Annotated in this window: 22 protein-coding genes; 11 read left to right on the forward strand and 11 right to left on the reverse strand. The window is 74.1% G+C overall.

All coding sequences use genetic code 11. The features are described from left to right. Positions 1 to 4: 4 nt before the first annotated feature. Positions 5 to 2,545, forward strand: a complete 2,541-nt coding sequence (ptsP, locus tag ACQPZA_RS11850; RefSeq protein ID WP_433280472.1) for a phosphoenolpyruvate--protein phosphotransferase — start codon at positions 5 to 7, stop codon at positions 2,543 to 2,545. Between the two features lie 58 nt (positions 2,546 to 2,603). On the opposite strand, the gene ACQPZA_RS11855 is transcribed toward ptsP, so the two are convergent. Then, the gene (locus ACQPZA_RS11855) at positions 2,604 to 3,821 is read right to left on the reverse strand and encodes an FAD-dependent monooxygenase (RefSeq protein ID WP_433280474.1); all 1,218 of its coding nucleotides are present in this window, start codon (positions 3,819 to 3,821) and stop codon (positions 2,604 to 2,606) included. A gap of 166 nt (positions 3,822 to 3,987) precedes the next feature. Here ACQPZA_RS11855 and ACQPZA_RS11860 point away from each other — a divergent pair, with 166 nt between their 5' ends. Beyond that, complete coding sequence (locus tag ACQPZA_RS11860) at positions 3,988 to 4,950, forward strand: TetR/AcrR family transcriptional regulator C-terminal domain-containing protein (protein ID WP_433280477.1); 963 nt, start codon at positions 3,988 to 3,990, stop codon at positions 4,948 to 4,950. A gap of 26 nt (positions 4,951 to 4,976) precedes the next feature. Here ACQPZA_RS11860 and ACQPZA_RS11865 read toward each other — a convergent pair whose 3' ends face one another. The 4 genes from ACQPZA_RS11865 to ACQPZA_RS11880 form a co-directional block, all read right to left on the reverse strand. After that, the gene (locus ACQPZA_RS11865; RefSeq protein ID WP_433280479.1) at positions 4,977 to 6,401 is read right to left on the reverse strand and encodes a hypothetical protein; all 1,425 of its coding nucleotides are present in this window, start codon (positions 6,399 to 6,401) and stop codon (positions 4,977 to 4,979) included. Between the two features lie 285 nt (positions 6,402 to 6,686). Further along, positions 6,687 to 7,238, reverse strand: a complete 552-nt coding sequence (locus tag ACQPZA_RS11870; protein ID WP_433280480.1) for an NAD(P)H-dependent oxidoreductase — start codon at positions 7,236 to 7,238, stop codon at positions 6,687 to 6,689. Then, a complete protein-coding gene (locus ACQPZA_RS11875; protein ID WP_169396451.1) occupies positions 7,238 to 7,741 on the reverse strand; it encodes a flavin reductase family protein in 504 nt (167 codons plus the stop codon). Before ACQPZA_RS11875 ends, ACQPZA_RS11870 begins: the two co-directional genes overlap by 1 nt. A 338-nt stretch (positions 7,742 to 8,079) precedes the next feature. After that, entirely contained in the window at positions 8,080 to 9,036 is a 957-nt protein-coding gene (locus ACQPZA_RS11880; protein ID WP_433280483.1) for an isoaspartyl peptidase/L-asparaginase, read from the reverse strand. 460 nt (positions 9,037 to 9,496) lie between these two features. On the opposite strand from ACQPZA_RS11880, the gene ACQPZA_RS11885 reads away from it, so the two are divergent. Further along, complete coding sequence (locus ACQPZA_RS11885; protein WP_433280485.1) at positions 9,497 to 11,629, forward strand: amidase family protein; 2,133 nt, start codon at positions 9,497 to 9,499, stop codon at positions 11,627 to 11,629. Between the two features lie 68 nt (positions 11,630 to 11,697). On the opposite strand, the gene ACQPZA_RS11890 is transcribed toward ACQPZA_RS11885, so the two are convergent. Together ACQPZA_RS11890 and ACQPZA_RS11895 are read right to left on the reverse strand one after the other, a co-directional pair. Beyond that, the gene (locus ACQPZA_RS11890) at positions 11,698 to 12,753 is read right to left on the reverse strand and encodes a sigma-70 family RNA polymerase sigma factor (RefSeq protein ID WP_433280487.1); all 1,056 of its coding nucleotides are present in this window, start codon (positions 12,751 to 12,753) and stop codon (positions 11,698 to 11,700) included. A 144-nt stretch (positions 12,754 to 12,897) separates the two neighbouring features. Continuing rightward, positions 12,898 to 14,160 carry an alpha/beta fold hydrolase gene (locus ACQPZA_RS11895; RefSeq protein ID WP_433280489.1) on the reverse strand — a complete coding sequence of 421 codons (1,263 nt, stop codon included), beginning with the start codon at positions 14,158 to 14,160 and terminating at the stop codon, positions 12,898 to 12,900. A gap of 251 nt (positions 14,161 to 14,411) precedes the next feature. Here ACQPZA_RS11895 and ACQPZA_RS11900 point away from each other — a divergent pair, with 251 nt between their 5' ends. Beyond that, complete coding sequence (locus ACQPZA_RS11900) at positions 14,412 to 14,864, forward strand: helix-turn-helix domain-containing protein (protein ID WP_433280491.1); 453 nt, start codon at positions 14,412 to 14,414, stop codon at positions 14,862 to 14,864. A gap of 97 nt (positions 14,865 to 14,961) precedes the next feature. Beyond that, positions 14,962 to 15,360 carry a hypothetical protein gene (locus ACQPZA_RS11905; RefSeq protein ID WP_433280493.1) on the forward strand — a complete coding sequence of 133 codons (399 nt, stop codon included), beginning with the start codon at positions 14,962 to 14,964 and terminating at the stop codon, positions 15,358 to 15,360. A gap of 159 nt (positions 15,361 to 15,519) precedes the next feature. On the opposite strand, the gene dtd is transcribed toward ACQPZA_RS11905, so the two are convergent. Both dtd and ACQPZA_RS11915 read right to left on the reverse strand, forming a co-directional pair. Then, positions 15,520 to 15,945, reverse strand: a complete 426-nt coding sequence (gene dtd, locus ACQPZA_RS11910; protein ID WP_169396446.1) for a D-aminoacyl-tRNA deacylase — start codon at positions 15,943 to 15,945, stop codon at positions 15,520 to 15,522. Continuing rightward, entirely contained in the window at positions 15,942 to 17,495 is a 1,554-nt protein-coding gene (locus tag ACQPZA_RS11915; protein WP_433280495.1) for a DUF7059 domain-containing protein, read from the reverse strand. The genes dtd and ACQPZA_RS11915 overlap by 4 nt, the downstream gene beginning before the upstream one ends. A gap of 57 nt (positions 17,496 to 17,552) precedes the next feature. On the opposite strand from ACQPZA_RS11915, the gene ACQPZA_RS11920 reads away from it, so the two are divergent. The 3 genes from ACQPZA_RS11920 to ACQPZA_RS11930 all read left to right on the forward strand — a co-directional run bounded on the left by ACQPZA_RS11920 (position 17,553) and on the right by ACQPZA_RS11930 (position 19,095). Next, positions 17,553 to 18,152: an HhH-GPD-type base excision DNA repair protein gene (locus ACQPZA_RS11920; RefSeq protein WP_433280497.1), complete on the forward strand. Its 600-nt coding sequence runs from the start codon at positions 17,553 to 17,555 to the stop codon at positions 18,150 to 18,152. A gap of 51 nt (positions 18,153 to 18,203) precedes the next feature. After that, a complete protein-coding gene (locus ACQPZA_RS11925) occupies positions 18,204 to 18,632 on the forward strand; it encodes an ArsR/SmtB family transcription factor (protein WP_433280498.1) in 429 nt (142 codons plus the stop codon). Positions 18,633 to 18,780: 148 nt separating this feature from the next. Further along, on the forward strand, positions 18,781 to 19,095 hold the full coding sequence (locus tag ACQPZA_RS11930) for a DUF3099 domain-containing protein (protein ID WP_433280500.1): 315 nt from the start codon (positions 18,781 to 18,783) through the stop codon (positions 19,093 to 19,095). Here the strand turns inward: ACQPZA_RS11930 and ACQPZA_RS11935 are convergent. Next, positions 19,082 to 19,990: a carbohydrate kinase family protein gene (locus ACQPZA_RS11935; RefSeq protein WP_433280502.1), complete on the reverse strand. Its 909-nt coding sequence runs from the start codon at positions 19,988 to 19,990 to the stop codon at positions 19,082 to 19,084. The genes ACQPZA_RS11930 and ACQPZA_RS11935 overlap by 14 nt on opposite strands. Continuing rightward, positions 19,987 to 20,949: a pseudouridine-5'-phosphate glycosidase gene (locus tag ACQPZA_RS11940; RefSeq protein ID WP_433282773.1), complete on the reverse strand. Its 963-nt coding sequence runs from the start codon at positions 20,947 to 20,949 to the stop codon at positions 19,987 to 19,989. The genes ACQPZA_RS11935 and ACQPZA_RS11940 overlap by 4 nt, the downstream gene beginning before the upstream one ends. A 10-nt stretch (positions 20,950 to 20,959) precedes the next feature. On the opposite strand from ACQPZA_RS11940, the gene ACQPZA_RS11945 reads away from it, so the two are divergent. From ACQPZA_RS11945 to ACQPZA_RS11955, 3 genes are read left to right on the forward strand one after another with little or no spacing between them, the layout of a single operon-like run. Continuing rightward, complete coding sequence (locus ACQPZA_RS11945) at positions 20,960 to 21,208, forward strand: DUF3039 domain-containing protein (protein WP_169396440.1); 249 nt, start codon at positions 20,960 to 20,962, stop codon at positions 21,206 to 21,208. A 26-nt stretch (positions 21,209 to 21,234) separates the two neighbouring features. Continuing rightward, entirely contained in the window at positions 21,235 to 21,882 is a 648-nt protein-coding gene (locus tag ACQPZA_RS11950) for a class I SAM-dependent methyltransferase (protein ID WP_433280503.1), read from the forward strand. A 27-nt stretch (positions 21,883 to 21,909) separates the two neighbouring features. Next, the gene (locus tag ACQPZA_RS11955) at positions 21,910 to 22,695 is read left to right on the forward strand and encodes an SDR family NAD(P)-dependent oxidoreductase (RefSeq protein WP_433280505.1); all 786 of its coding nucleotides are present in this window, start codon (positions 21,910 to 21,912) and stop codon (positions 22,693 to 22,695) included. Positions 22,696 to 22,741 lie beyond the last annotated feature (46 nt).

The following is a 22,741-nucleotide window of genomic DNA, read 5'->3' on the forward strand; positions in this document are numbered from 1 at the left end:
GCCGGTGACGCCTCCGGTCGGGCTCGTGGTCGTCTCGCACAGCAGGGCGCTGGCCGACGCGGCCGTCGAGCTGGCCAGGGAGATGGCGCCGGGCGGCCTGCCGATCGAGGTGGCCGCCGGGGTGGACGACGGCGCGCTCGGCACTGACGCGGTGGCCATCGCCGCGGCCATCGGGACGGCCGACACCGGGTCCGGCGTGGTCGTGCTGATGGACCTCGGCAGCGCCGTGCTCTCCGCCGAGCTGGCACTGGAACTGCTCGACGACCCGGACGCGCGCGACCGTGTGCTGCTGTGCCCCGCCCCGCTGGTGGAGGGCCTCGTCGTGGCCGCGGTGGCCGCGGCGGGCGGCGCCGACCGGGCGGAGGTGGCGGCGGAGGCCGCCGGGGCGCTGAGCGGGAAGCTCGCGCAGCTGGCGCCGGTCGAGCCGGGCGCGACACCCGAGCCGGAGGCGCCCGAGCCGGCGGCGCAGCCGGAGATCGTCGAGAGCTTCACCGTGTCCACCCCGCACGGCCTGCACGCCCGCCCCGCGGCCCGCCTGGTCGCGCTCGTCCGTGAGCTGGACGGCGCCCGGGTGCGGCTGCGCAACGCCACCACCGACTCGGCGTGGGCGCCCGCGTCGAGCCTCGCCCGGGTGGCCACCCTGGCGGCCCTGCACGGGCACCGCATCGAGGTCGCCGCCTCGGGGGAGGAGGCGCGCGCCGCGGTGGACGCGGTGCTCGCCCTCGCCGCCCGCGGCTTCGACGAGACACCCACCCCCGCGAGTCGCCCGGTTTCGGCGCCCGAGTCGCTCCCCGCCGCACCCCCCACCCCCGCGAGTCGCCCGCTTTCCGCACCCGAGTTGCCCGGATCGGGCGCCCCGCTCCCGGCGTCGCCCGGGATCGCGGTCGGGCCAGCCCGGTCCGACGCGGCCGCGCCCGTGGTGGTGCCCGACGCGCCCGCAGGCGATCCGGCCGACGAGCGGGCGCGCCTCGACGCCGCCATCGCCACGGTCACGTCCGAGATCCGGGCCGGCCGCGCCGCCGCCGCCGCGGAGCTGGGCCCCGCCGAGGCGGCGATCTTCGACGCCCACCTGCTGCTGCTCGACGACGCCGAGCTGGTGGAGGACGCCGGCGCGGGCATCGGGGACGGGGCGGCGGCCGAGCGGGCCTGGTCCGACGCCGCGGAACGCGCCGCGGCCGCCTTCGACGCCCTGCCCGACCCGTACCTCGCGGCCCGCGCCGCAGACGTCCGGGCCGTCGCGGACCAGGTGCTCCGCGCCCTCGTCGGGGGTGCTGCCGACACCCCGGACGACCACGCGGACGGCCGCGCCGACGGGCCGCCCGCCGTACTCGTCGCCGCCGACCTCACCCCGGCCCGCGCCGCGGCGCTGGACCCGGCGCGCGTGGCGGGTGTGGTGCTCGGGGGCGGGAGCCCCACCGCACACAGCGCGATCCTGCTCCGGGCCCGCGGCGTGCCGGCGGTCCTCGGGGCCGGTGCGCAGGTGCTGGAGGTGCCCGACGGCACGCTGATCGCGCTGGACGGGACCACGGGCGAGCTCGTCGTCGACCCCGCGCCCGACACCGTCGCGGTGTTCCGGGAGCGCGCCGCCGCGCAGGCTGTCCGGGACCGGGAGGCCCGCGAACTGTCCGCCGCCCCGGCGGTGACGCGGGACGGCGTCACCGTGCTCGTCGGGGCGAACGTCGGCTCGCCCGCCGAGGCGACGGCGGCCGTGGCCGGCGGTGCCGACCTGGTCGGGCTGGTGCGCACCGAGTTCCTCTTCCTCGGGCGCGCGGCCGCCCCGGACGTCGACGAGCAGGAGGCGGCCTACCGCGCCGTCGCCATCGCGCTTGGCGGGAAGCGGATCACCCTGCGCACCCTCGACGTCGGTGGCGACAAGCCGCTGCCCTACCTGCCGCTGCCCGCCGAGGCCAACCCGTTCCTCGGCCTGCGCGGGATCCGGCTGGCCACGGCGTTCCCGGACCTGCTCGCCGACCAGCTGCTGGCCGCGGTGCGGGTGGCCCACGACGCGCCGGTGAGCCTGATGTTCCCGATGGTCACCACGCTCGACGAGCTGGTTGTCGCCCGCCGCGCGCTGGACGCGGCGATCACCCGGGAGGGCCGGGGCACACCGCCCGGGCTGGAGGTGGGGATCATGGTCGAGGTTCCGGCGGCGGCGCTGAAGGCGGCGGCGTTCGTGCCGCACGTCGACTTCTTCAGCATCGGCACCAACGACCTCACCCAGTACGCGCTCGCCGCCGAGCGGGGCAACCCGGCGGTCGCCGCGCTGGCCGACCCCCTCGACCCCGGCGTGCTCCGCCTCGTCGACGCCGTGTGCCGGGCGGCGGGGGAACGGGTACTGGTGGCCGTCTGCGGCGAGGCGGCGGCCGATCCGCTCGCCGCCGAACTGCTGGTCGGGCTCGGGGTGCGGGAGTTGAGCGTGGCACCGCCCGCGGTGGCCGGGGTGAAGCAGACCGTGCGGGACGTGGACGCGGCACGGGCCGCCGCCCGCGCCACCGCAGCCCTGACCGCGAGCGGCCCGGCCGACGTGCGCGGCACAGGCGCTTGATCGTTGCGAGATCCTGCTCGTTGCCCTCCGACGGGCCGGAACCCGGATCTCGCGGCGATCACGAGACCCGCGGTTCGACCCGCTGCCCGTAGTCCGGCAGCGCGATGTTGCCGGCCTTGGCGAACTGCGCGGCGATCAAGGGCCGCAACGGCCAGCGCGTCATCCAGTTCATCGAGGCCGTCCGCATGCGGATCTCGAACCGGCCCTGCGGCGCGTACCCGCTCACGCCGCCGGGCGGCAGCTTCTGGCCTTCGGTGACGTAGGGCCGCATCACCTGCTCGTAGCGCGCGAACGCGGTGCGGTGGTCGCCGTCGGCGGCGGCGAGCTCGCCCGCGAGCACGTGGGCGCCGACGAGGGCGAGGCTCGTGCCCAGTCCGGTCAGCGGGCTCGGGCAGTAGCCCGCGTCGCCGAGCAGCACGACCCGGCCCGCCGACCACCGGTCGAGGTGCACCTGGCCCATGGAGTCGAACGCGAAGTCGGGCGCCTCCCGCATGGCCGCGAGGAGTCGCGGGGTCTCCCACCCGACGCCGGCGAGGCGCCGGGCCACGATGTCGCGCTGCTGGGCGATGTCCCGGCGGTCGTACGCGATCGGCTCCGAGCGGAAGCTGAGACCGGCCTTGATCTCGTGGGGGAGCCGGCCCGGCCGGGCCGAGGCGACGAGACCGCCGGGGGCGTTGTGCATGAGGTACCAGCCGTCGAGATCGATGTCGGCCGGCGCGGTGAACCAGGCGGTGTAGCAGCCGATCGGGCGGACCGAGTCCGACTCTGGGCCGAACGCGAGGCCCCGGACGGCCGAGTGCAGCCCGTCGGCGCCGATGACGAGCCCGAAGCGGCGGGGCGCGGCCTTCTCGAAGGTCACCGTGACGCCGTCGTCGTCCTGGTCGATCCCGGTGATCGTGTCGTCGAACAGGTACTCGGTGCCCGGAAGGCTCGCGCGGTGGAGTACCTCGGCGAGGTCGCCGCGCAGGACCTCGATCTCGGAGACGATGCCTTCGCCGCCGAACGCGTCGGCCCCGAGCCGGGCCTTGATGTGGCCGGCGTCGTCGACGTAGGCGAGACCGCGCTGGTCGAGGGCGACGGCCCGCACGTCGTCCATCAGGCCCATGCGCTCGACGACCGTGCGGCCCGCGCCGCGCAGGTCGACGGCCTGGCCGCCGGGCCGTAGTGCGGGCGCCCGCTCGACGACGGTGGGGGTGAAGCCATTTCTGCGTAGCCAGTACGCCAGTGCGGGCCCGGCGATGCTCGCCCCGGAGATGAGGATGTTCGTGTTCTTCATGCGCGTTAGCGTACGACGTACAAACAGTTCGAATCAAGCCATCTAGCTGCATAAATGCTAAGACAGGGTGCACTAGTGCGGGCATTCTGGGGTCGACCTGCCTCGACGGGTCGACGCGGAGTCGCTAGTCTCGTCCGCGGCCGAAGTGCACTAGTACGGAGGGATCGTGGAGAGCAGTCCGCCGTATGCGCGGATCGTCGCCGAGCTGCGCCGGCGGATCGAGACGGGTGATCTCGCGCCCGGTGACCGGGTGCCTTCCACGCGGGAGATCACCCGGCACTGGGGCGTCGCCATGGCCACCGCCACCAAGGTGCTGGGCGTGCTGCGCCAGGAGGGGCTGGTACGCGCTGTGCCCGGTTCGGGCACCGTGGTGGAGACGCGCCCGGGGACGACGCCGCCCCGGCCGGTCGTGCCTCCGGCAGCATCGGAACCGGCGCTCGATCAGGCGCGGCCCCGCGTCCGCCCCGCACCCGACGCCGTCCTGACCCCCGAGCGGATCGTGGCCGTCGCCATCGCCATCGCCGACGCCGAAGGGCTCGACGGCCTGTCGATGCGACGGGTGGCCGCCGAGCTCGGAGCGGCCACCATGGCCCTTTACCGGCACGTCGTCGACAAGGACGACCTCGTGCTGCGGATGTTGGACGCCGCTCTGAGCGAGTGGCGACCGCCTGCGGACGCTCCGGACGGGTGGCGGCCCCGGCTCGAGATCGTGGGCCGCACGCTGTGGGCGTTGTTCCGCCGCCACCCCTGGCTCGCCCCGGTGGTGTCGATGACGCGGCCGCAGGCCGTCGCCGGAGGGCTGGCCCTGTTCGAGTGGACGCTGGCTTCGTTCGAGGGTTGCGGCGCCGACCACGCGACAGTCATGACCACCTACCTCACGCTCGTCAACTATGTGCGTGGGACGGCGGTGAACCTCGAACCCGAGGCCGAGGCCGAGGCGGCCACCGGACTCAACCCCGACGAGTGGATGGACACGCAGGAAGCAGCCATGCGCTCGGTCCTCGGCGACGGCCGCTTCCCGACGTTCGAACGGGTGCTCTCCACCCCGTACGACTTCGACCTGGACGCGCTCTTCGAGTTCGGCCTGCAGCGACTGCTCGACGGCCTGGCCGTGGTGCTGCCCTCGTAGGCCTGCGCGTGACCGCGGCGGAGCGGCTACCCGAACGGGCGGCCCGGGTAGCCCCCGTAGGGGTACGGCATCTGCGGCGCGGGGTAGGGGACCTGAGGGCCCGGGTACGGCACCTGTGGCCCGGCAGGTGGCATCTGCGTTCCGTAGAACCCCGACAGGTCCTGCGCAGGCCGCTGGACCGCGACCGTGACCGGGTTGATCACCGAGTTGGCGGCGCCGCCCCCGTACACCTGCTCGTGGAAGCTCTGACCCGGTTCGCCGCCGTACATCCGGAAGTACCAGCGCTCGTGCTTGATCGCGTCGTCGACCAGGCGCAGGTACTCCTTCTCCCCGTCGCCGCCCACCCGGGCGGCCTCCTTGTCGATCAGCTTCCGTACGGCCTCCATGGCAGGACCCACGGGGGCGAACGGGTCCGTGTAGCGGCCGGGGTGGCGCAGTTCCTGCCACCGCTGGATCAGCGGGTTCGTCCGTTGCCGGTAGCGCTGGATCAGCACCGTGTGGAGTTCGGCGACCGCGGTCACCGCCGAGCGGGTGTAGTTCTCCATGGTGACCCGGTCGTTCCCCGACCTGGCCACCACCCCTCCGAAGTGGAAGTTCCAGGGCGGGTCGTCGGGCGACCGGGTACCGCCGGGCGCCGCGAAGTCCGGCCCGTCGCTGCCCAGCGAGGTGATCGCGAAGGACTGCCCGACGCCCGGATTGGCGTACTGGTTGAGGCCCATCTCCTGCGCGCCCACCAGGGTCCCCGCGCGATGGGCCGCCCCGTAGGCCTCGACGGCCGCGCGCTCGTCGAACGTGCCGTCGCCGGACGCAGGACGTCCGGGGCCGGCCGGGGTCATCCGGTGGCCGAGCTCGAGGGCACGCTGCTCGGAGTACTGCCTGCCGTCGTCTCCGATGATCTCCCCGCGCCGCCGGCGCCGGGGAATGCCCATCAGCAGCCCGGCGACCTCGATGCACTCGTCCTCGGTGCGCTGTCCGAAGCGTCGAGCCGACGACGGCGCGGGAGCTGCCACCACGCGGTTCAGGGTTCTCCGGCGGCCGTCCGAACCCGCGACCCTGATGGTCTCGGGCCGCTGTTTCAGCCGGTAGAAACTGCCGGTGGCCCGCAGCGCGGCCACGGACTCCTCCAACACCGATGAGCTGCTGTAGAACTCCTTCGGCTCGAGGTTCGGAGCATCGTGCACGGCGAGGTCCGCCTTCGCCGAGACCCGGACGGGAACCGGATTCTCCGCCGACGGGCTGAGCGACGGGGCGTCGTGGCTGAGCGCCCAGGGCAGCTGCCCGGCGGGCGTCTCGGCTGCGGGCCGCGTCCGCAGCCACGTGTGGGGGGTCTGCGAGACGAAGTTCGGCCCCGGTCCGGTTCCGCTGCTCACCTGCTGCTGGCCGAAACGTTGCACCGGAACGGCCCGCTGGATCAGCTGGGTGACCGCGGCGTTGCCGACGGTGCCCTGCATCCGGAGCAACGAAACGCGGGGGTCGCGTTCGTCAGCGGCCTTCGCGGACGCGTGGCGTGCCGGTGAGCGGTCCGGTCGGGGCCGGTCGCGCGTTCCGTCGGATACCCTCATCTCACGCCTTCCCCGTCCGTTCCCGCCCGCTGGTGCTCCCTGGTCCGGGCATGAGCGACCCACGTTCCAGGCTAGGGCGCTCGTTCCGCCCGCATCACGGTCGAGCGGTCGGTCACGGGGGAAGGGCGGTTGCCCGTTCGTACCGGCCCTTCGGGCACCGGGGCGCGGCGACCCCTAGACCTGCGGCGTGATCGCGCTGAGCGCCTTCGACGAGCGGATCGCGGCGGTCAGGTCCACCAGCGCGGCGCCGTGCGCGGCAGCCAGGGCGGCGCTGTCCTCGGTGAGCGTGGTGCGGTCGACGTAGCCGCCGTGGTCGAAGTAGAGCCCGGGGGACAGCACCTGCACCGCGAAGAAGCTCGCCAGCACGTTGCGCAGGTCGCCGAGCGCGAGGAAGTGGTGGCCGCTCGCCCCGGTGAGGACGATGGCCGCGGCCTTGCCCTGCAGCGGTGCGGTGCTCTCGCCCCACTTGCCGCGCTCGGTGCCCTCGAGCAGCCCCTTGAGCAGGGCGCTGTAGGTGGCGCGGTAGACGGGGCTGCCGAGCACCACGGCATCGGCGGCGTCGATCGCGGCGACCACCTCGGGGAGCTCGGTGGAGCCCAGCTCCACCAGCGTGGTGGCGGCGCCCGCGGCGGCGGCACCGGCGAGGACCCCGGCGATCGCGGTGCTGGTGCGCCCGCCCGCATCCGGCCCACCCGCGATCCCCAGCACGGACAACGACTCGGTCATCAGCTCTCCTCCGGATCGGCCGTCACGCCGTAGCGGCCGCGGTAGTACAGCAGGGGCAGGCGAGCTGGGTCGGCACCGAGGTCGCGCACACGGCCGATGGCGACCGTGTGGTCACCGCCGTCGTACTCGTTCCACAGCGAGCAGTCGATCCACGCGCTGACGCCGTCGAGGATCGGCGCGCCGGACGGCGCCGGGCGCCACGGCACCCCGGCGAACTTGTCGACCCCGGAACGGGCGAACCCGGCGCTGAGCTCCTGGTGGTCGGCGGCGAGGACGTTGACGCAGAACGCGCCGACGTCACGGATCCGGGGCCACGTCGACGACGACCGCGCCGGCGCGAAGGTGATCAGCGGGGGATCGAGCGACAGGGAGGCGAAGGACTGGCAGGTGAAGCCGATCGGCCCGTCCTGGCCCGTGGCGGTGACCACCACGATGCCGGAGACGAAGTGACCCAGCACCTCCCGCATGACGGCCGGCGAGACCGGACCGGGTGGTGCGCTCATACTCCGAGCGTAGGACGGCGGAGGCGCCCGCGGTGGCCTCGACGTGAGGCAGCCCACACCGCTGGTGGACGGGGATGTCGGCCACTCGTCGAGCTGGGGGGCGAGTCGCCGCAGATCGTGTTCCCGGACACGGCCCGCACCGAGGGCGCCACGATCGCCAACGGCGGTGCCGCCGACGAAGGGCTGGGAGGGCTGTTCGTCCGGCCGACGGCCGCCCGGCTGCGGGCAGGCACCGTCTGGATCAACGCCTACCGCGTGGTGGCGCCGGGCCGGGCTCGACGAATACCTCGAGAGCAAGTCGGTGTGGGTCGAGCTCACCGGCGGTACCCGCGACCCGTTCACGCTGGGCCGACCGCCCGCCTCGGGAGGAACCGGACCTCCTGGTCGGCCGCGGTCATCACCGAGTAGGTCGAGCCCGCCTGGCCCGCGGCGCCGCCGTGGCGCCCGTCGGGGGTGAGAGCGAGCGTGCGCAGCTCCGCCCGGAAGGTGTCGGGCAGGGTGGCCGCGTCGGCCAGCATGGCGGCGCACGCCGTCTCCGGGTCGTCGCCGGCGGCGAGCCGGTCCACGACGACCCGGGCACCGGTGGCGCGGATGCTCAGCTCGCCGCGCCCGGTGCACGCCGCGCCGCCGTGGCGCAGGTCGCAGTAGTTGCCCGCCCCGGCGATCGCGGAGTCCCCGACCCGGCCGGGGTACTTCCACGGGTAACCGCTGGTGGACACGCCCACCACCAGCTCGCCGCTCTCGTCGAGGGCCAGGACGTTGATCGTGCCCCACGGTCCCTCGTGCGGGGCCAGCCGCTTCACCAGCTCCAGCGCCGCGAGCCGGTAGGCGATGTCGCCCGAGCCCGCCCGGGTGTTCTCGCCCTCCACCGACTCCTCGGTGACCGACAGGGCGTCGTGCCAGGCCTTGCGGGCCTCCTCGGTGAGGAGCTCGGCTGTGGTGAAGCCGCACTCGGCGGCGAACAGCTCGGCCCCCTCACCCACCAGCAACGCGTGCTGGGGGAGGCGTTCCATGACGGCCCGGGCCACCGAGATCGGGTGCGGGTAGCCGCGCACCGCGGCCACCGCCCCGAAGGCCCGGGTGGAGCCGACCATCACCGACGCGTCCAGCTCCACCTCGCCGCGGGCGTTGGGCAGCCCTCCGGTGCCGACGTAGTGGTCGGCCAGGTTGTCCTCGCACAGCAGCAGGGCCGCCTCCACCGCGTCGAGCGCGCTCCCACCGGCGCGCAGCACGGCCATTCCGGCGGGCAGGCCCGCCTCGCTGCGCTCACTGCCGATGATCACCGGGTCGGTCACGGGTGACGTCCTTTCGCGGGGGCCGGTCGTTCGGTGGCGTGCCGGCACGTGGCCGGGCCCCTCACCCTTCATGACGTGCGCGGTGAACGGCAACCGGGTGTTCTGGCCGTAGCCGGAAACGGTCGCCATGAACAGTGGGCCGACCGCAGTTCCATTGCCGAAGAGTGCGGCCTTCGCCGGTGTTCTGCGGTCGATCGCAGAGGGGATCGCGGCACACGTGCGCATCTTCGGATGCGTCAGCGAAATGTATTTCGCGCGCGGACCGGCCCGTCCGGAACAGCCCGCGAGCTGGGCGAACATGGAGAACGCCGGGATCTCGTCAGCCCGCGCGAGGGCAGGCAAATGTCGCGGAGGGTCGGGCGAGGGAGTGTCCGTCCGCCTGCTCGAACTGGCCAGGATGTGCTGTATACAGTTGCGGGGAATGTATGTGCTGGGCCGGACCGGACAAGCAGGAGCTCGCATGAAATTCACTGTTCTCGGTTCCGGTGCCATCGGTGGCACGGTCGGCGCCCATTTGTCCCGATCCGGGCACGACGTCCTCTTCTGTGATGCGGACCCGGCACACGTCGCCGCGATCGAGGCCGACGGGCTGCGGATCACCGGGCCCGTCGACGAGTTCACGGTGTGGGCGCCCGCGGTGCTTCCCGCCGGTCTCCCGGAGCTGGTCGACGGCGTGGTGCTCGTGGCCGTGAAGGGGCACCACACCGCAGCGGCCGCCGAGGTGCTGCGCGGCAGGCTGGCCCCCGGCGCCGTCGTCGTGTCGATGCAGAACGGCCTGACCGCGGACCTGCTGTCCGGCGTGGTCGGCCGCGACCGGCTGCTCGCCTGCTTCGTCAACTTCGGGGCCGACGTGGTGGGACCCGGCGTCGTGATGCAGGCCAACGTCGCGACGTTCCGGATCGGCGAGCTGGACGGCCGGATGACCGACCGGCTGCGCGAGCTCGCCGGCGTCCTGCCCTACGCCGAGCCGACCGGCGACATCCTCGGCTACCTCTGGGCCAAGCAGGCCTACGGCGCACTGCTGTTCACCGGTGCCGTCTCGGACCTGTCGATCGCCGACTCCCTGGAGGACCCGCAGTTCCGGCCGTTGATGCTCGCGGTCGCGCGCGAGGTGCTCGCCCAGTCGCCGGTCATCCCGATGCCCTTCGACGGGTTCGACCCGGCGGACCTGCCGGGGTCGCTGCGCAGGCTCGTCGCCGTCAACCGGGGCAGCGCGAAGAGCCACAGCGGGATCTACCGGGATCTCGCAGTGCGCAACCGCCGAACCGAGGTCGACGTCCAGCTGGTGCCCCTCACCGGCCCGCTCACCGGGTACGTCGCGGAGCTGATCCGGGCGATCGAACGGGGCGAGCGCGTGTGCGAGGTGGCCAACCTCGAACTGCTCGCCGCCTACGAGCGGCTGGAACGGCTCGGCCGTCCGTTGCACGCCGTGGTGGCCGCGCTCCCCGCGCCGCTGCGGGCGAAGGCGGGGCCTCTGCACGGCACGCCGATCGCGGTGAAGGACATCATCGACGTCGCGGGGAGCCCGCGCGGCAACGGCAACCCGCACGACATGGCGGGCGCACCTGCCGCGTCGGACGCGCCGGTGGTGGCCGCGCTGCGGGCGGCGGGCGCCGACGTCTTCGCGCTGGCCTCGTTGCTCGAGTACGCGGCGGGTGCACCCCACCCGGACCTGCCGGAGGCGAGGAACCCGGTGCGTCCGGACCGGACCGCCGGTGGGTCGAGCGGCGGGTCGGCCGCACTGGTCGCCGCGGGCGTGTGCCCGGCCGCGCTGGGCACCGACACCGGCGGGTCGATCCGCATCCCGGCGGCCTACTGCGGGGTCGTCGGCCTGAAACCGACCGCCGGCCTGATGAGCACCGAGGGTGTCACCCCGCTCTCGCCCACGCTGGACCACGTCGGGGTGCTGGCTGCCTCCGTGGCGGATGCCGCCGCCGTGCTGGCGGCGCTCACCGGAATCGGCGCGGCACCGGAGGAGACCCCCGCGCGGCCCGTCCGGCTCGGGGTGGTTGCCGACCAGCTGGCCGACCCGCGGCTCGATCCCGAGCTCGCGGCGATCACCCGGATGGCGCTGGACCGGCTCCTCGTCGCCGGCATGGCGCTGGCCGACCGCGACGGCACGGTGCTCAGCGAGCTGGAAGCGTGCCTGGCGGACATCCTGCTGGTCGAGGCCTGGCAGGTGCACGGGCAGGCGATCACCGGGCACGGCGCCGAGCCCGACCGCTTCGGAGCCACGACCCTGCGCCTGCTTCGCACCGCCGCCGAGGTCGAGCCGCGGCGCCGTGACGCCGCACTGGCCCGCCGGGCCGAGCTGCGTCCCGCGGCCGACCGGCTCCTCGACGGGGTGGACGTCCTGGTCGGACCGGCCACCCCCTACGCGGCGCCCGAGCGGACCCCGCCGATCGACACCCCGGAAGGGCGGATCGAGGGGATCTTCAGCGCTCCCTACAACGTCTCCGGGCAGCCGGCGATCGTCGTGCCGTGCGGCCTCACCGCCGGCGGCCTACCGGTCGGCCTGCAGCTGGCAGCGCGCCACGGCGACGACGCCGGGCTGCTGCGGGTCGCGGCGGCCGTCGAGGTGGCGCTCGCCTGACTCCCCGTGATCGCTGCGAGCCGCACGTCACAGCCCTCGGGAGGGCGCTCTCGTACGGCTCGCGCCGATCAGCTCGCGTAGGCGCGCAGGCGGTCGGCCCGCTCACCGATGCGCAGCTTGGCCATCACCTCGCGCTCGATCTGCCGGACACGCTCCCGGGAGAGCCCGAAGCGGCGGCCGATCTGGTCGAGCGTGCACGGCTGACCGTCGTCGAGGCCGTAGCGCATCCGGATGACCTGCTGCTCGCGGTCGTCCAGCGTGGCCAGCACCCGGCGCAGGTCGTCGTGCAGCAGGTGGGAGATCACCGTCGTCTCGGCGTCGGTGGCCTCGCCGTCCTCGATGAAGTCGCCGAGCGGCGCCTCCTCCTCGGACCCCACCGGCATGTCCAGGCTCACCGGGTCGCGTGCGTGGTCGAGCAGGTCGGCGATCTTCTCCTCGGCGATACCGGACTCGGTGGCCAGCTCCTCGTGGGTGGCGTCGCGTCCGAGCTTCTGGTGCAGATCGCGCTTGATGCGGGCCAGCTTGTTGACCTGCTCCACGAGGTGCACGGGCAGCCGGATCGTGCGGGCCTGGTCGGCCATGCCGCGCGTGATCGCCTGCCGGATCCACCAGGTGGCGTAGGTGGAGAACTTGAAGCCCTTGGCGTAGTCGAACTTCTCGACCGCCCGGATCAGACCCAGGTTGCCCTCCTGGATCAGGTCCAGCAGCGGCATCCCGCGGCCCGTGTAGCGCTTGGCGAGCGACACCACGAGCCGGAGGTTGGCCTCCAGCAGGTGGTTGCGCGCCCGCATGCCGTCGCGGACGACTGCCCGCAGATCGGCCGCGTACCGCCGCTCCAGCTCCGTGCCCTCTTCGACGGCCGCATCGAGCACGTGCTGGGCGAAGACGCCCGCCTCGATCCGCTTCGCCAGCTCGACCTCCTGCGCCGCGGAGAGCAGCGCGGTCTTACCGATGCCGTTGAGGTACACGCGCACCAGGTCCGCCGCAGGGCTCTGCGCGTCGAGGTCCTCGGCGGACAGCTCCGGACGCTCGGAGGTGGCCTCCGAGTGGTCAAAGTCTGTACGCTGTGTCGGGATGCCAGGACCGGCCGCGTTCGTCGGCCCGTTCATGGTGGGCGCTGTCATCTTTCCTCCCCTGCCGCAACCCGGCGGGGCGGTGTCGGAGCGCCGCCGCCGGGGTTCTCATGGGGTTGAACGCCTGCATGCGGCAGAACGTTCCCGCAGGAATGTGGTCGGCGCTTCATTCTCAGCGGGCCCTCAGACCGGGCATCAGGGCGCGGGCACCTCCGGCGTACCGCCTGGATCAGCAACAACGTCCCGCGCGTTCCGTCCGTGATCGTCCCCGCCTGCCGCGTCCGGCCGGGGCACCGAGAGCGCGTGGACGGCTGCCATCAACGGCGGCCAGTCCGTCCGCAACGCCTCCCGCCCCATGAACAGACCGAGGTGGCCGCCGTTCGCGGTGCGCCGGTGGATCCGGTCCTGCGGGGTGCCGACGGCCTCGGCCGCGGCGAAGAGCTGCGGTGGCGGAGTGATGTGGTCGGTCGACCCGGCGAGGAGGAACAGCGGGCAGGTGATGTTCGCCAGATCGGCCCGGCGACCGTCGACGACGAGCTCTCCGGAGATCAGCTCGTTGCGCCAGAACAGGTGCTCCACGAGCCAGAGGTAGAACGCACCGGGGATGTCCTGCGTGTGTTTGAACCAGTCCTCGAACACGCGGTAGCGCTCGACGTGTGCCCGGTCGTCGATGTTCTCGAGCAGCTGCAGTTGGCGGGAGATCTCCGACTGCGGCTGGATCGCGATGAAGTTGGTGAGCACCGCCCGGCCCGGCATGTTGCCGCCGCCCAGCGCGACGAGCGCACGGTAGGGGGCGAGACCGAATGCGCTGGTCAGAGTCCGTGTGGAGGACGCGATCACCGACTCTCCGGCGTGGAAGTCGATCGGTGCTCCCGCCAGCGTCAGGGTGTGGACGCGCTCGGGGTGCAGTGCGGCGTAGATCGCCGCGAGCCAGCCGCCCTGGCAGTCCCCGACGAGGTTGGCCCGCCCACCCATCCGCTCGATGGACCGGTCGATGACGTCGAGGTAGTCGGTGATGGTGACGCCTGCGGTCCGGGGGGTCGCGGCGCGCCACTCGAGCACGAAGAGCCGGGTGAGTCCCGCCGCCCTGATCACGGCCAGCTGGCTCTGTGTCGGCGAGAAGTCGACCACGCTCGAGGAGTGGCCGGCCTGGGGCGGGAGCACCAGCGTCGGCACGACCTCGGCCGCCCGGTCGGCCGGCTCGGTGAAGTCGCGCAGGTGCGCGAACGGCGTACTGAGCACGATCTCGCTGGGTAGGTGCCAGCTCGGCTCGCTGCGCCTGCGCATCTCCCGCCACCACCGCAGCCCGCGGTCCGCCATGCCGAGCGGGGTGGTGCTGCGGGAGATCGCGTCCGCCCACACGGCCCCGCTCGCCCTGGTCAGTTCGGCCAGGCTGTTGGCGGCCGCTGCGGTGTTGTAGCCGGCGAGATGGGCCAGCGCGGCTGCCATGTCGGGCATCCGGGGTGGGGAGGCGTTCGTGCCTCGCGTGGTCGACATCACAGGGTTGGAGGGCACGGATTGCGACGCCGCAGTCAAGTCGGACTCCCATCGGCAGTGACGGTTCCCGACTGTCGGTTGATCGGACAATCGGTTACCCGACGGTAGCTCCCGCTTGTCATCCCCGGCAACACGCATGTCCGGTCTGGTAAACCAAGCGGCGGATCGGGCGATTCTCGCCCGGGGTGGCGGCACGCGCGATGATGGACGCCATGAGCGCAGCGCGGCCCACGTCCCATGAGTCCACGGGTGACGGCCCTTCGGGCGACGGCCCTCCCACCACGGCGTGGACGGCCCAGATGAACATGCTGGGCGACTTCATCCGGGCGCAACGTCAGCTCGCCAACCTGTCGCTGCGGGAGATGGCGTCGATGACGAGCGTGTCCAACGCGTACCTGAGCCAGGTGGAGCGCGGGCTGCACCAGCCGTCGCTGAAGGTGCTGCGCTCGATCGCCGATGCACTGCAGCTGTCCACCGAGCAGTTGCTCTCGCAGGCCGGGTGGGCCACCACGACGGGGTCCGCCGCCGGATCCGCAGGGGGCTCCTCCGCCGGGGAGGCGACCGGCACCGAGGACGCGATCCGCAAGGACCCCCGGCTGTCTCCGGAGCAGCGGACCGCGCTGCTGGGGGTGTACCGCAGCTTCGTCGGGGGCGCCACGGAGTGAGAGGGCGGGATCACACTCGGTCTGCTTGACATACTTAACGGTGTTGCGCAGTCTAGGTAGCACAGGCACGCAACGACCCGTAGGAGAGAGGCCGAACATGAGCGCCCCGACCGACCAGTTCCTCGAGATCGCCACCCGTACGCAGGACGCCCTCACCAGCGCCGTCCGCACGTGGGCCGACACCGTCACCACCTTCACCGGCAGCGTCACCGGCTCGCGCCCCGCGCTGCCCGACGCCCAGGTCGCCGTCGACCGGTACTTCGACTTCGCCGAGCAGGTGCTCGAGAACCAGCGCCGCCTCGCCAAGACCGTCCTGACCGCCGGCGCCCAGGCCGCCGAGACCGTCACGGAGCAGGCCGCCCGCACCGCCGAGTCCGTGGCCGCGCGCACCGTGAACGCCACGGAGACCGCGGTGAACAAGGCCGCCGACGTCACCAAGGCCGCAGGCGAGCAGACCGCCGCCAACGCCCGCGCCGCGAAGGTCGCCGGCAAGTGATGTGAGCCCACTACGGGCCCACAGCAGTACCGTCGACAGAACATCCCGGCACCGCCACGACCCGATCGGGTCGCAGCGGCCCGGCGACGAAGAAGCCCCGCCCGGTACCGCCGGCCGGGGCTTCTGCCGTTCCCGGCGCCGGGCGGTTTCTGAGCGCGCTCAGACCTCCACGAGCACGGTGAACGGGCCGTCGTTCACCGACTCCACGGCCATCTCGGCCCCGAACACGCCGGTGGCGACCTCGGCGCCGCGGTCGCGCAGCGCGCCCACGACGGCCTCGACCAGCGGCTCGGCGTGCCCGGGCGGAGCCGCGGCCGACCAGGAGGGCCGCCTGCCCTTGCGCGTGTCGCCGTACAGGGTGAACTGGCTGATCACCAGCAGCGGCGCCCCCAGCTCGGCGCTGGACCGCTCGCCCTGAAGGATGCGCAGCTCGTGCAGCTTGCGGGCCATCACGGGCGCGGCGTCCGGACCGTCGTCACGGCCCACCCCGAGCAGCACCAGCAGCCCCGGCCCGTCGATCCGGCCGACGACCTCGCCGTCCACCCGCACCGCCGCCCGGCTCACCCGCGCGACCACCGCCCTCACCGGCCGAGCTCCGGCGCGGGCAGCAGCACGCCGTGGCGGACGAACTCCCGCACCGCGGGCAGCGCCGCCGTGACCAGCTCGTCGGTGGGGCGGTCGTGGGCGAAGGCCAGCAGCTCCACCAGCTCGCCGAGCGGCAGGGCGCCCTGGCATCCGGCCAGCAGCGCGGCGGCCGGGCCGTCCACCTCGTGGCGCCAGCGCGGACCGTCCAGCCGCGCCACCGCGGACCCGACCTCCGTCCAGCCCTCGGTGCCCGGTTCGGCGTAGGTCTCCAGCACCACCGACGGCGCCACCGCGAGGCGTGCGCCCAGCAGCGCCCGGTCGTCGGCGTGGGCGTGCAGCCAGTCCACCCGGTCCAGCCAGCCCTCGACCTCCGGGCCCAGCGGATCCTCGACGTCGCCGGGCAGGTCCTCGAACACCACCGTCGACTCGCCGTCCCGGCGCGCCCCACCCGGTCGGCGCAGGGTCACGAACCCGAAGCCCACGGCCTCCACCCGCGCGCGCTCCATCCAGTCGAGCCAGGCCGCGGCCTGCTCGCGGGCTGCCGGCGAGGTGAGATCGAGCCCGGCGTCGCGCTGCCAGGTACCGACGTGCAGCGCGGGATCGGCCACCTCCCGTTGCACGACCCAGGCGTCCACGCCGGCGGGCAGCCACGACCGCACCCGGTCGGGCCAGTCCTCCCCGCGCACGTGCAGCCACGAGCCGAGCAGCTGGGCCACGCCGCCCCGTTCGAGGTGCTCGGGCAGTGCCCGCAGGAGCGCGGCGAGCGCGGCGTCCCCGTCCTGGCCGGAGTCGCGGTAGACGTAGTCCACCCGCGCGGGGCCCGGCACGAACGGCGGGTTCGACACGATCTGGTCGAACCGGCGCCCCGCAACGGGCTCCAGCCACGGCCCCTCCAGCAGCTCGATGTCGAGACCGTTCAGGGCGAACGTGGCGCGGGCCATCGCGAGGGCGCGCGGCGCGAGGTCCGTGCCGGTGACGGCACGCGCGTGCCGGGTGGCGTGCAGGGCCTGCACACCGCAGCCGGTGCCCAGATCCAGCAGGGACCCGACCGCGCGGCGCGGCGTCGCGGCCGCCAGGGTCAGTGACGCCGCACCGACGCCCGTGACGTGGTCGCGTTCCTGGCGCCGCTGGTCGAGGTCGGAGAGGACCCACCAGTCGGCGCCCCCGTCCGCGGCGCCACCGGAGGGGTCGCCGCCGGAGATGTCGGCATCGGAGGTGTCGCCGTAGGGGCGCAGGTCGAGGGCGGCCGCCCAGCCGCCGGGCACGGCGCGGAGCAGACCGGCCGCGGCCGCGTCGGCGGGGGCGAGCGGGGCGAGAGCCGCGGCCACCGCGGCGTCCGGCTCGACGGCGCCGAGCAGCAGCAGCCGCACCAGCACGCCGAGCTCCCCGCCGTCCCGGCTCGAACGGAAGGCAGGCTCCACCTCGCCGCGCCCGAGCGCGGCGTGTGCCGACTGCCCGAGCAGCGCCCGGACGCCGTCGGTGGTGTAGCCGGCCCGGAGCAGGGCGGTGCGCAGCGCGTCGGCGGTGGCGGGGGAGAGGTGGGGCAGCACGGCGCCGATCCTCCCAAGAGGCCCGTCGGCCGCTGCCGCGGCGCTACCCTTTCCGGCGTGCCCCTCTGTCTGAGCCAGGACGCCGACGCCGACGCGCTGCTCGACCGCGACCCGTTCGCGCTGCTGGTCGGGATGCTGCTCGACCAGCAGTTCCCGATGGAGCGGGCCTTCGCCGGGCCCGCGCTGCTCGCGCAGCGCCTCGGCCGCACCGAGCTCGACCCCCGCGAGCTCGCGTCCTACGACCCCGAGGCGTTGGTCCAGATCTTCCGCGGGCCGCCAGCCATCCACCGCTACCCCGGCTCGATGGCCGCGCGCGTCCAGGCGCTGGCCGTCGCCGTCGTGGAGCAGTACGACGGCGACACCGGGCTCATCTGGCGCGATGTCGAGGACGGTCGTGAGCTGTTCCGCAGGCTCGCCGCGCTGCCCGGCTTCGGCACGCAGAAGGCGCAGATCTTCACCGCGCTGCTCGGCAAGCAGCGCGGGGTGACGCCCACGGGCTGGCGCGAGGCCGCGGGCGGCTACGGCGAGGACGGCTCCTTCCGGTCGGTCGCCGACGTCGTCGACGCCCCGTCGCTCGTGCGGGTCCGGGAGTACAAGCAGGCCAGGAAGGCCGAAGCGAAAGCGGGCAAGCCCACCGCGGGCGCACCGAAGGGCTGAGCCCGGCCGCGTCCCACGGCGCCCACGCCCCAGGGCACTAGCATCGACCTCGTGCACCAGGTGCCTCCCGCGCGTCGTGGCGTCCGCGTCGTCGACCCCGACCAGGTGTGCGACGCCACCGCCGTCCTCGCCGACGGTGAGCAGCTCCGGCACGCAGCGGCCGTGCTCGACGCGCTCGGCGACGTGCACCGTCTGAGCATCCTGCTCGCGTTGCACCACGCGGGTGACCTGTGTGTCTCCGATCTGGCGTTCGCTGTCGGGATGAGCGACAGCGCGGTGTCGCACGCCCTGCGGCTGCTGCGGGCGCACGGGATGGTCGCCGCGCACCGCCAGGGCAGGCTCGTCCGCTACCGCGTGGTCGGCGGGCTCACCACGCGGCTGCTCGACGTGGTGTCCGAGGGCGTCGTGGGCGACGTCGTGCTGCACGCGCACAGCACTGCGGGCGCGCACCTCGACGCCGTGCCGGTGCCCCAGGACTGACACCCGGTCGCGTCCGGGGTCGACAGGCGCGTCCGCCCCGGCAGTGGCACGATGACCACGGAGGCGGATGAAGGGCCAGCGGCCGGGCCACCGCTCAGCGTCGACACCGCCGGGTGCCGGCGCCGTCGCGGCCAACGAGGGAGTTCCCGTGGCAGATCCGCAGCGCGCGGAGGAGCCTGTTCTGATCACCGACGCCGCTCGTTCCTACGAGGAGGAGCTGGCCACACGCAAGCGTCGCTACAAGATCATGATGGGGATGCGCATCCCCTGCATGGTGCTCGCCGCCGTCTTCTACCAGATCCCGTGGCTGGCGGTCACGCTGCTCGTGCTGTCCATCCCGCTGCCGTGGATGGCGGTACTGATCGCCAACGACCGGCTGCCCATCAAGGCCGAGCCCGTCAACCGCTACCAGGCCGAGCGGCCCCAGATCGAGCCCCGCGACCACCCGGTCATCGAGGGCTGACCGCAGCCTGGGCCGGCGGCCGCCCGCCCACGCAGGCCACCGCGGTGGCGGCGGCCGCGCACCCCGCGCGCAACGCCTCCACCGGGCTCGCCCCGCGCAGCCGGGCGACGAGCAGGCCGGCGTCGAACGCGTCGCCCGCCCCTGTCGGGTCGACCACGTCGGTCGTCAGGGCGGGAGCCTCGACGCGTCCGTGGCGATCCACCCAGCGGGCTCCGCGGGGCCCGTCCGTGACGGCCACCGCGCCGTCCGGGCTCGTGTCCGCCAGCAGGTCCGGCTCCGAACCGCCCAGGGCGGCGAGCTCGTCGGCGTTGGGCAGCAGCAGGTCGACGCCGCGGACCCAGTGCCGGAACTCCGCGGTGAGAGCGGGCGCCGCCTGCGGGTCGACCGACGTGCTCAGCCCGGCCTCGCGCGCCGCGGCGAGCGCCGCGAGCCCGGCGGCCCGGGAGGACGGCCCGAGCAGCACGTAGCCGGACAGGTGCAGGTGGTCGGCGCCGTCGAGGGCGGGGAGATCGCCCGGTACCAGCCGGCCCGCCGCGCCCCGGTCGGACAGCATCGTGCGCTCGTCGCCGTCCAGGAGCACCACGACGGTGCAGGTCGGCTCGTCCGAGTCGACGGCCAGCGCCGGGAGCACCCCCGCCGTGGCCAGGTCGGCCACGGCGGCGCGGCCTGCCGCGTCGTCGCCCACCCGCGCCACCAGCGTGACCTCCGCACCGAGGTACGCGAGCCACGCGGCGGTGTTGGCCCCGGCGCCCCCGGCGGCGGTCCGGATCCGGGCCGGGACGTCCGCCCCGCGAACCGCGGCCCCGGCCGGTGCGACGAGCACGTCGACCGCGACGTCGCCGACCACCACCACGCGCGGCCTGCGCCCGCCGCTCACGAGGGCCCCGCCGCTCACGATGGGGGAGTCGCATCGGCGAGCGCCACGGCGACCTGGGCCGCCAGCTCGGCGTTGGCCCGCACGAGGGCCAGGTTCGTGCGCAGGCTCGCCCCGCCGCTGCCGGCGTGGAAGTGCTCCAGCAGCGCGGGCGTGACGTCCTTGCCGGTGATGCCGCGCCGGGCCACCAGCGCCATGCCCTCGTCGAGCAGCCGGTCGTGCACCCCGGCGTCGAGCTCGTCGGCGGCCGGAACCGGCTGCGCCAGCACCATCCCCGCGGGGGAGCCGAGCGAGCGGTGGGCCCGCCAGACGGCGGCGGCCTCCACCGGGCTCTCCACCCGCCACGGCACCGGATGGCCGGAGTCGCGCCGGTAGAAGCCGGGGAACGCGTCGGTGCGGTAGCCGAGCACCGGCACCGACCCGGTCTCGAGCACCTCGAGCGTCGCGGGCACGTCGAGGATCGACTTCACCCCGGAGCACACGACGAGCACGCCGGTGACGGCGAGCGCGGCGAGGTCGGCGGAGACGTCCCAGCTGTCGCGGGCGCCGCGGTGCACCCCGCCGAGGCCTCCGGTGGCGAACAGCGGCACCCCCACCGCCTGGGCCAGTGCGGCCGTCGCCGCCACCGTCGTCGCGCCGTCGCGGCCCAGCCCGACGGCCACGCCGAGGTCGCGCACCGACAGCTTGACCAGCCCGCCGCCGCAGACGCGGTCCAGCTCGGCGGGGGAGAGCCCGACCCGGGGCACCCCGTCGAGGACGGCGACGGTGGCGGGCACGGCGCCCTGGTCCCGGACGGCGGCCTCCAGATCGTCGGCGGCGGCACGGTTGTGCGGACGGGGCAGCCCGTGCGCGAGCAGGGTGCTCTCCAGCGCGACGACGGGACGCCCGGCCGCCACGGCGGCGGCGACCTCCTCGGACATCACGGTCGGTGCGGGTGGGAGCCGGGCGTGCGGGGAGACGGGAACGGGCACGTGCGGCATCATGGACGACATGGCCACCCAGGTGCTGCCCGACGTCGAGACCCGCCCAGAGGGCACCGACACCACGGGCAACGACGAGCCCAAGATGTTCCACTACGTGAAGAAGAACAAGATCGCGGAGAGCGCCGTGCTGGGCAACATGGTGGTGGCGCTGTGCGGCGAGACGTTCCCGGTCACGCGATCACCGAAGCCCGGTTCGCCCGTCTGCCCGGACTGCAAGAAGATCTACGAGGGGCTGCGCCCCGGCAGCGACGCCTGAGCGGCTGACCAGTGGGCAAGGTGCCGGTGCGCAGGGTACTGCGCGGATGGCTGTACGACCGGCTGGTGGCCGGGATGACCACGGACTGGTACCGCGAGGTGCTGGTCCGGCTGCCGGACGGGGCACGTCTCCTCGACGTCGGTATCGGCACGGGCGCCGCGCTCGCCCGCTGCGCCGATGTCGTGCGCGCCAAGCGGCTCGACGTCGTCGGTCTCGACATCGACGCCGACTACCTCGAGCGGTGTCGTACCGAGATGGCGAACGCCGACCTCACGGCGCAGGTGGCGCCGGTGCTGTCGTCGGTCTACGACCACGAGGGCGGTCCGTACGACGCGGCGTACTTCAGCGCGAGCCTGATGCTGCTGCCCGACCCCGTGGCGGCCATCGCGCACGTGGCGGCGCAGCTCACGCCCGAGGGCCGGGTGTTCGCCACCCAGACCTTCCACCACCGGCGCTCGGCACTGCTGGAGCGGGCGAAGCCGCTCGTCCGGCACTTCACGACGATCGAGTTCGGGCGGGTGACCTACGAGGACGACTTCCGCCGGGCGTTCGCGGACGCCGGGGTCGAGCTGATGGAGCTCACCACCATGAGCGGCACGCGGCGCTCGTCGTACCGGCTGGCGGTGGCCCGGGTCGGCGACCACGGCGACGGCCGGGGCTGCTCGGCGGCGTAGGGCTCGGGTCGGCCTAGCGTTGCCTGCATGAGTGCTTCGTCGACGGACGTACTGGACGGCACCCGGGTCCTGGTGACCGGTGGCACGAGCGGCCTGGCCCGGGCAATGGCTCAGGCGCTCGTGCAGGCGGGTGCCCGGGTGGCGTTGACCAGCCGGGACGCGCAACGGGCGCAGGCCACCGCCGCGGAGCTGGGCGCCGGCGCCGTCGGGATCGAGCTCGACGTCCGCGACCCCGGCTCGGTGTCGGCGGCGGTCGATCGCGCCTACGCGGTGCTGGACGGCCTGGACCTGCTGGTCAACAACGCCGGGATCGGGATGCGGACGGTCAACCCGCGGTTCCTCACCGATCCGCAGCCGTTCTGGGACGTGACACCCGCCGGTTTCCGGGACGTGCTCGAGACCAAGGCGACCGGCACGTTCCTGGTCGCGCGGGCGGTGGTGCCGCGGATGCTGGGAGCCGGCGGTGGGCGGATCGTCACGATCTCCATGAACGACCAGACGATGACCCGCCGCGGCTTCGTGCCCTACGGCCCGTCCGGTGCCGCCGTGGAGGCGCTGGCCCGGGTGATGGCCGCCGATCTGGCCGGCACCGCGGTCACCTCGAACATCCTGCTGCCGGGTGGGGCGAGCGCCACCGGGATGATCCCCGACGGGACTGCGGACGAGCTCCGGGGCCACCTGCTCGACCCGGCGGTCATGGGGGCGCCGATCGTGTGGCTGGCGTCCCCGGACGCCGCCGGAGTGCACGACGAGCGGATCGTCGCCCGTGACTTCGGGGAGTGGCTGGCGGCGCGCGGGAAGAACGACGTCTGAGGGCGCCGGCCGGGAACTCCTCGCGGCTCCCGTTCGTGTTCGGGAC

It is taken from the genome of Pseudonocardia xinjiangensis (assembly GCF_050948425.1).
Classification (GTDB): Bacteria; Actinomycetota; Actinomycetes; order Mycobacteriales; family Pseudonocardiaceae; genus Pseudonocardia; species Pseudonocardia xinjiangensis.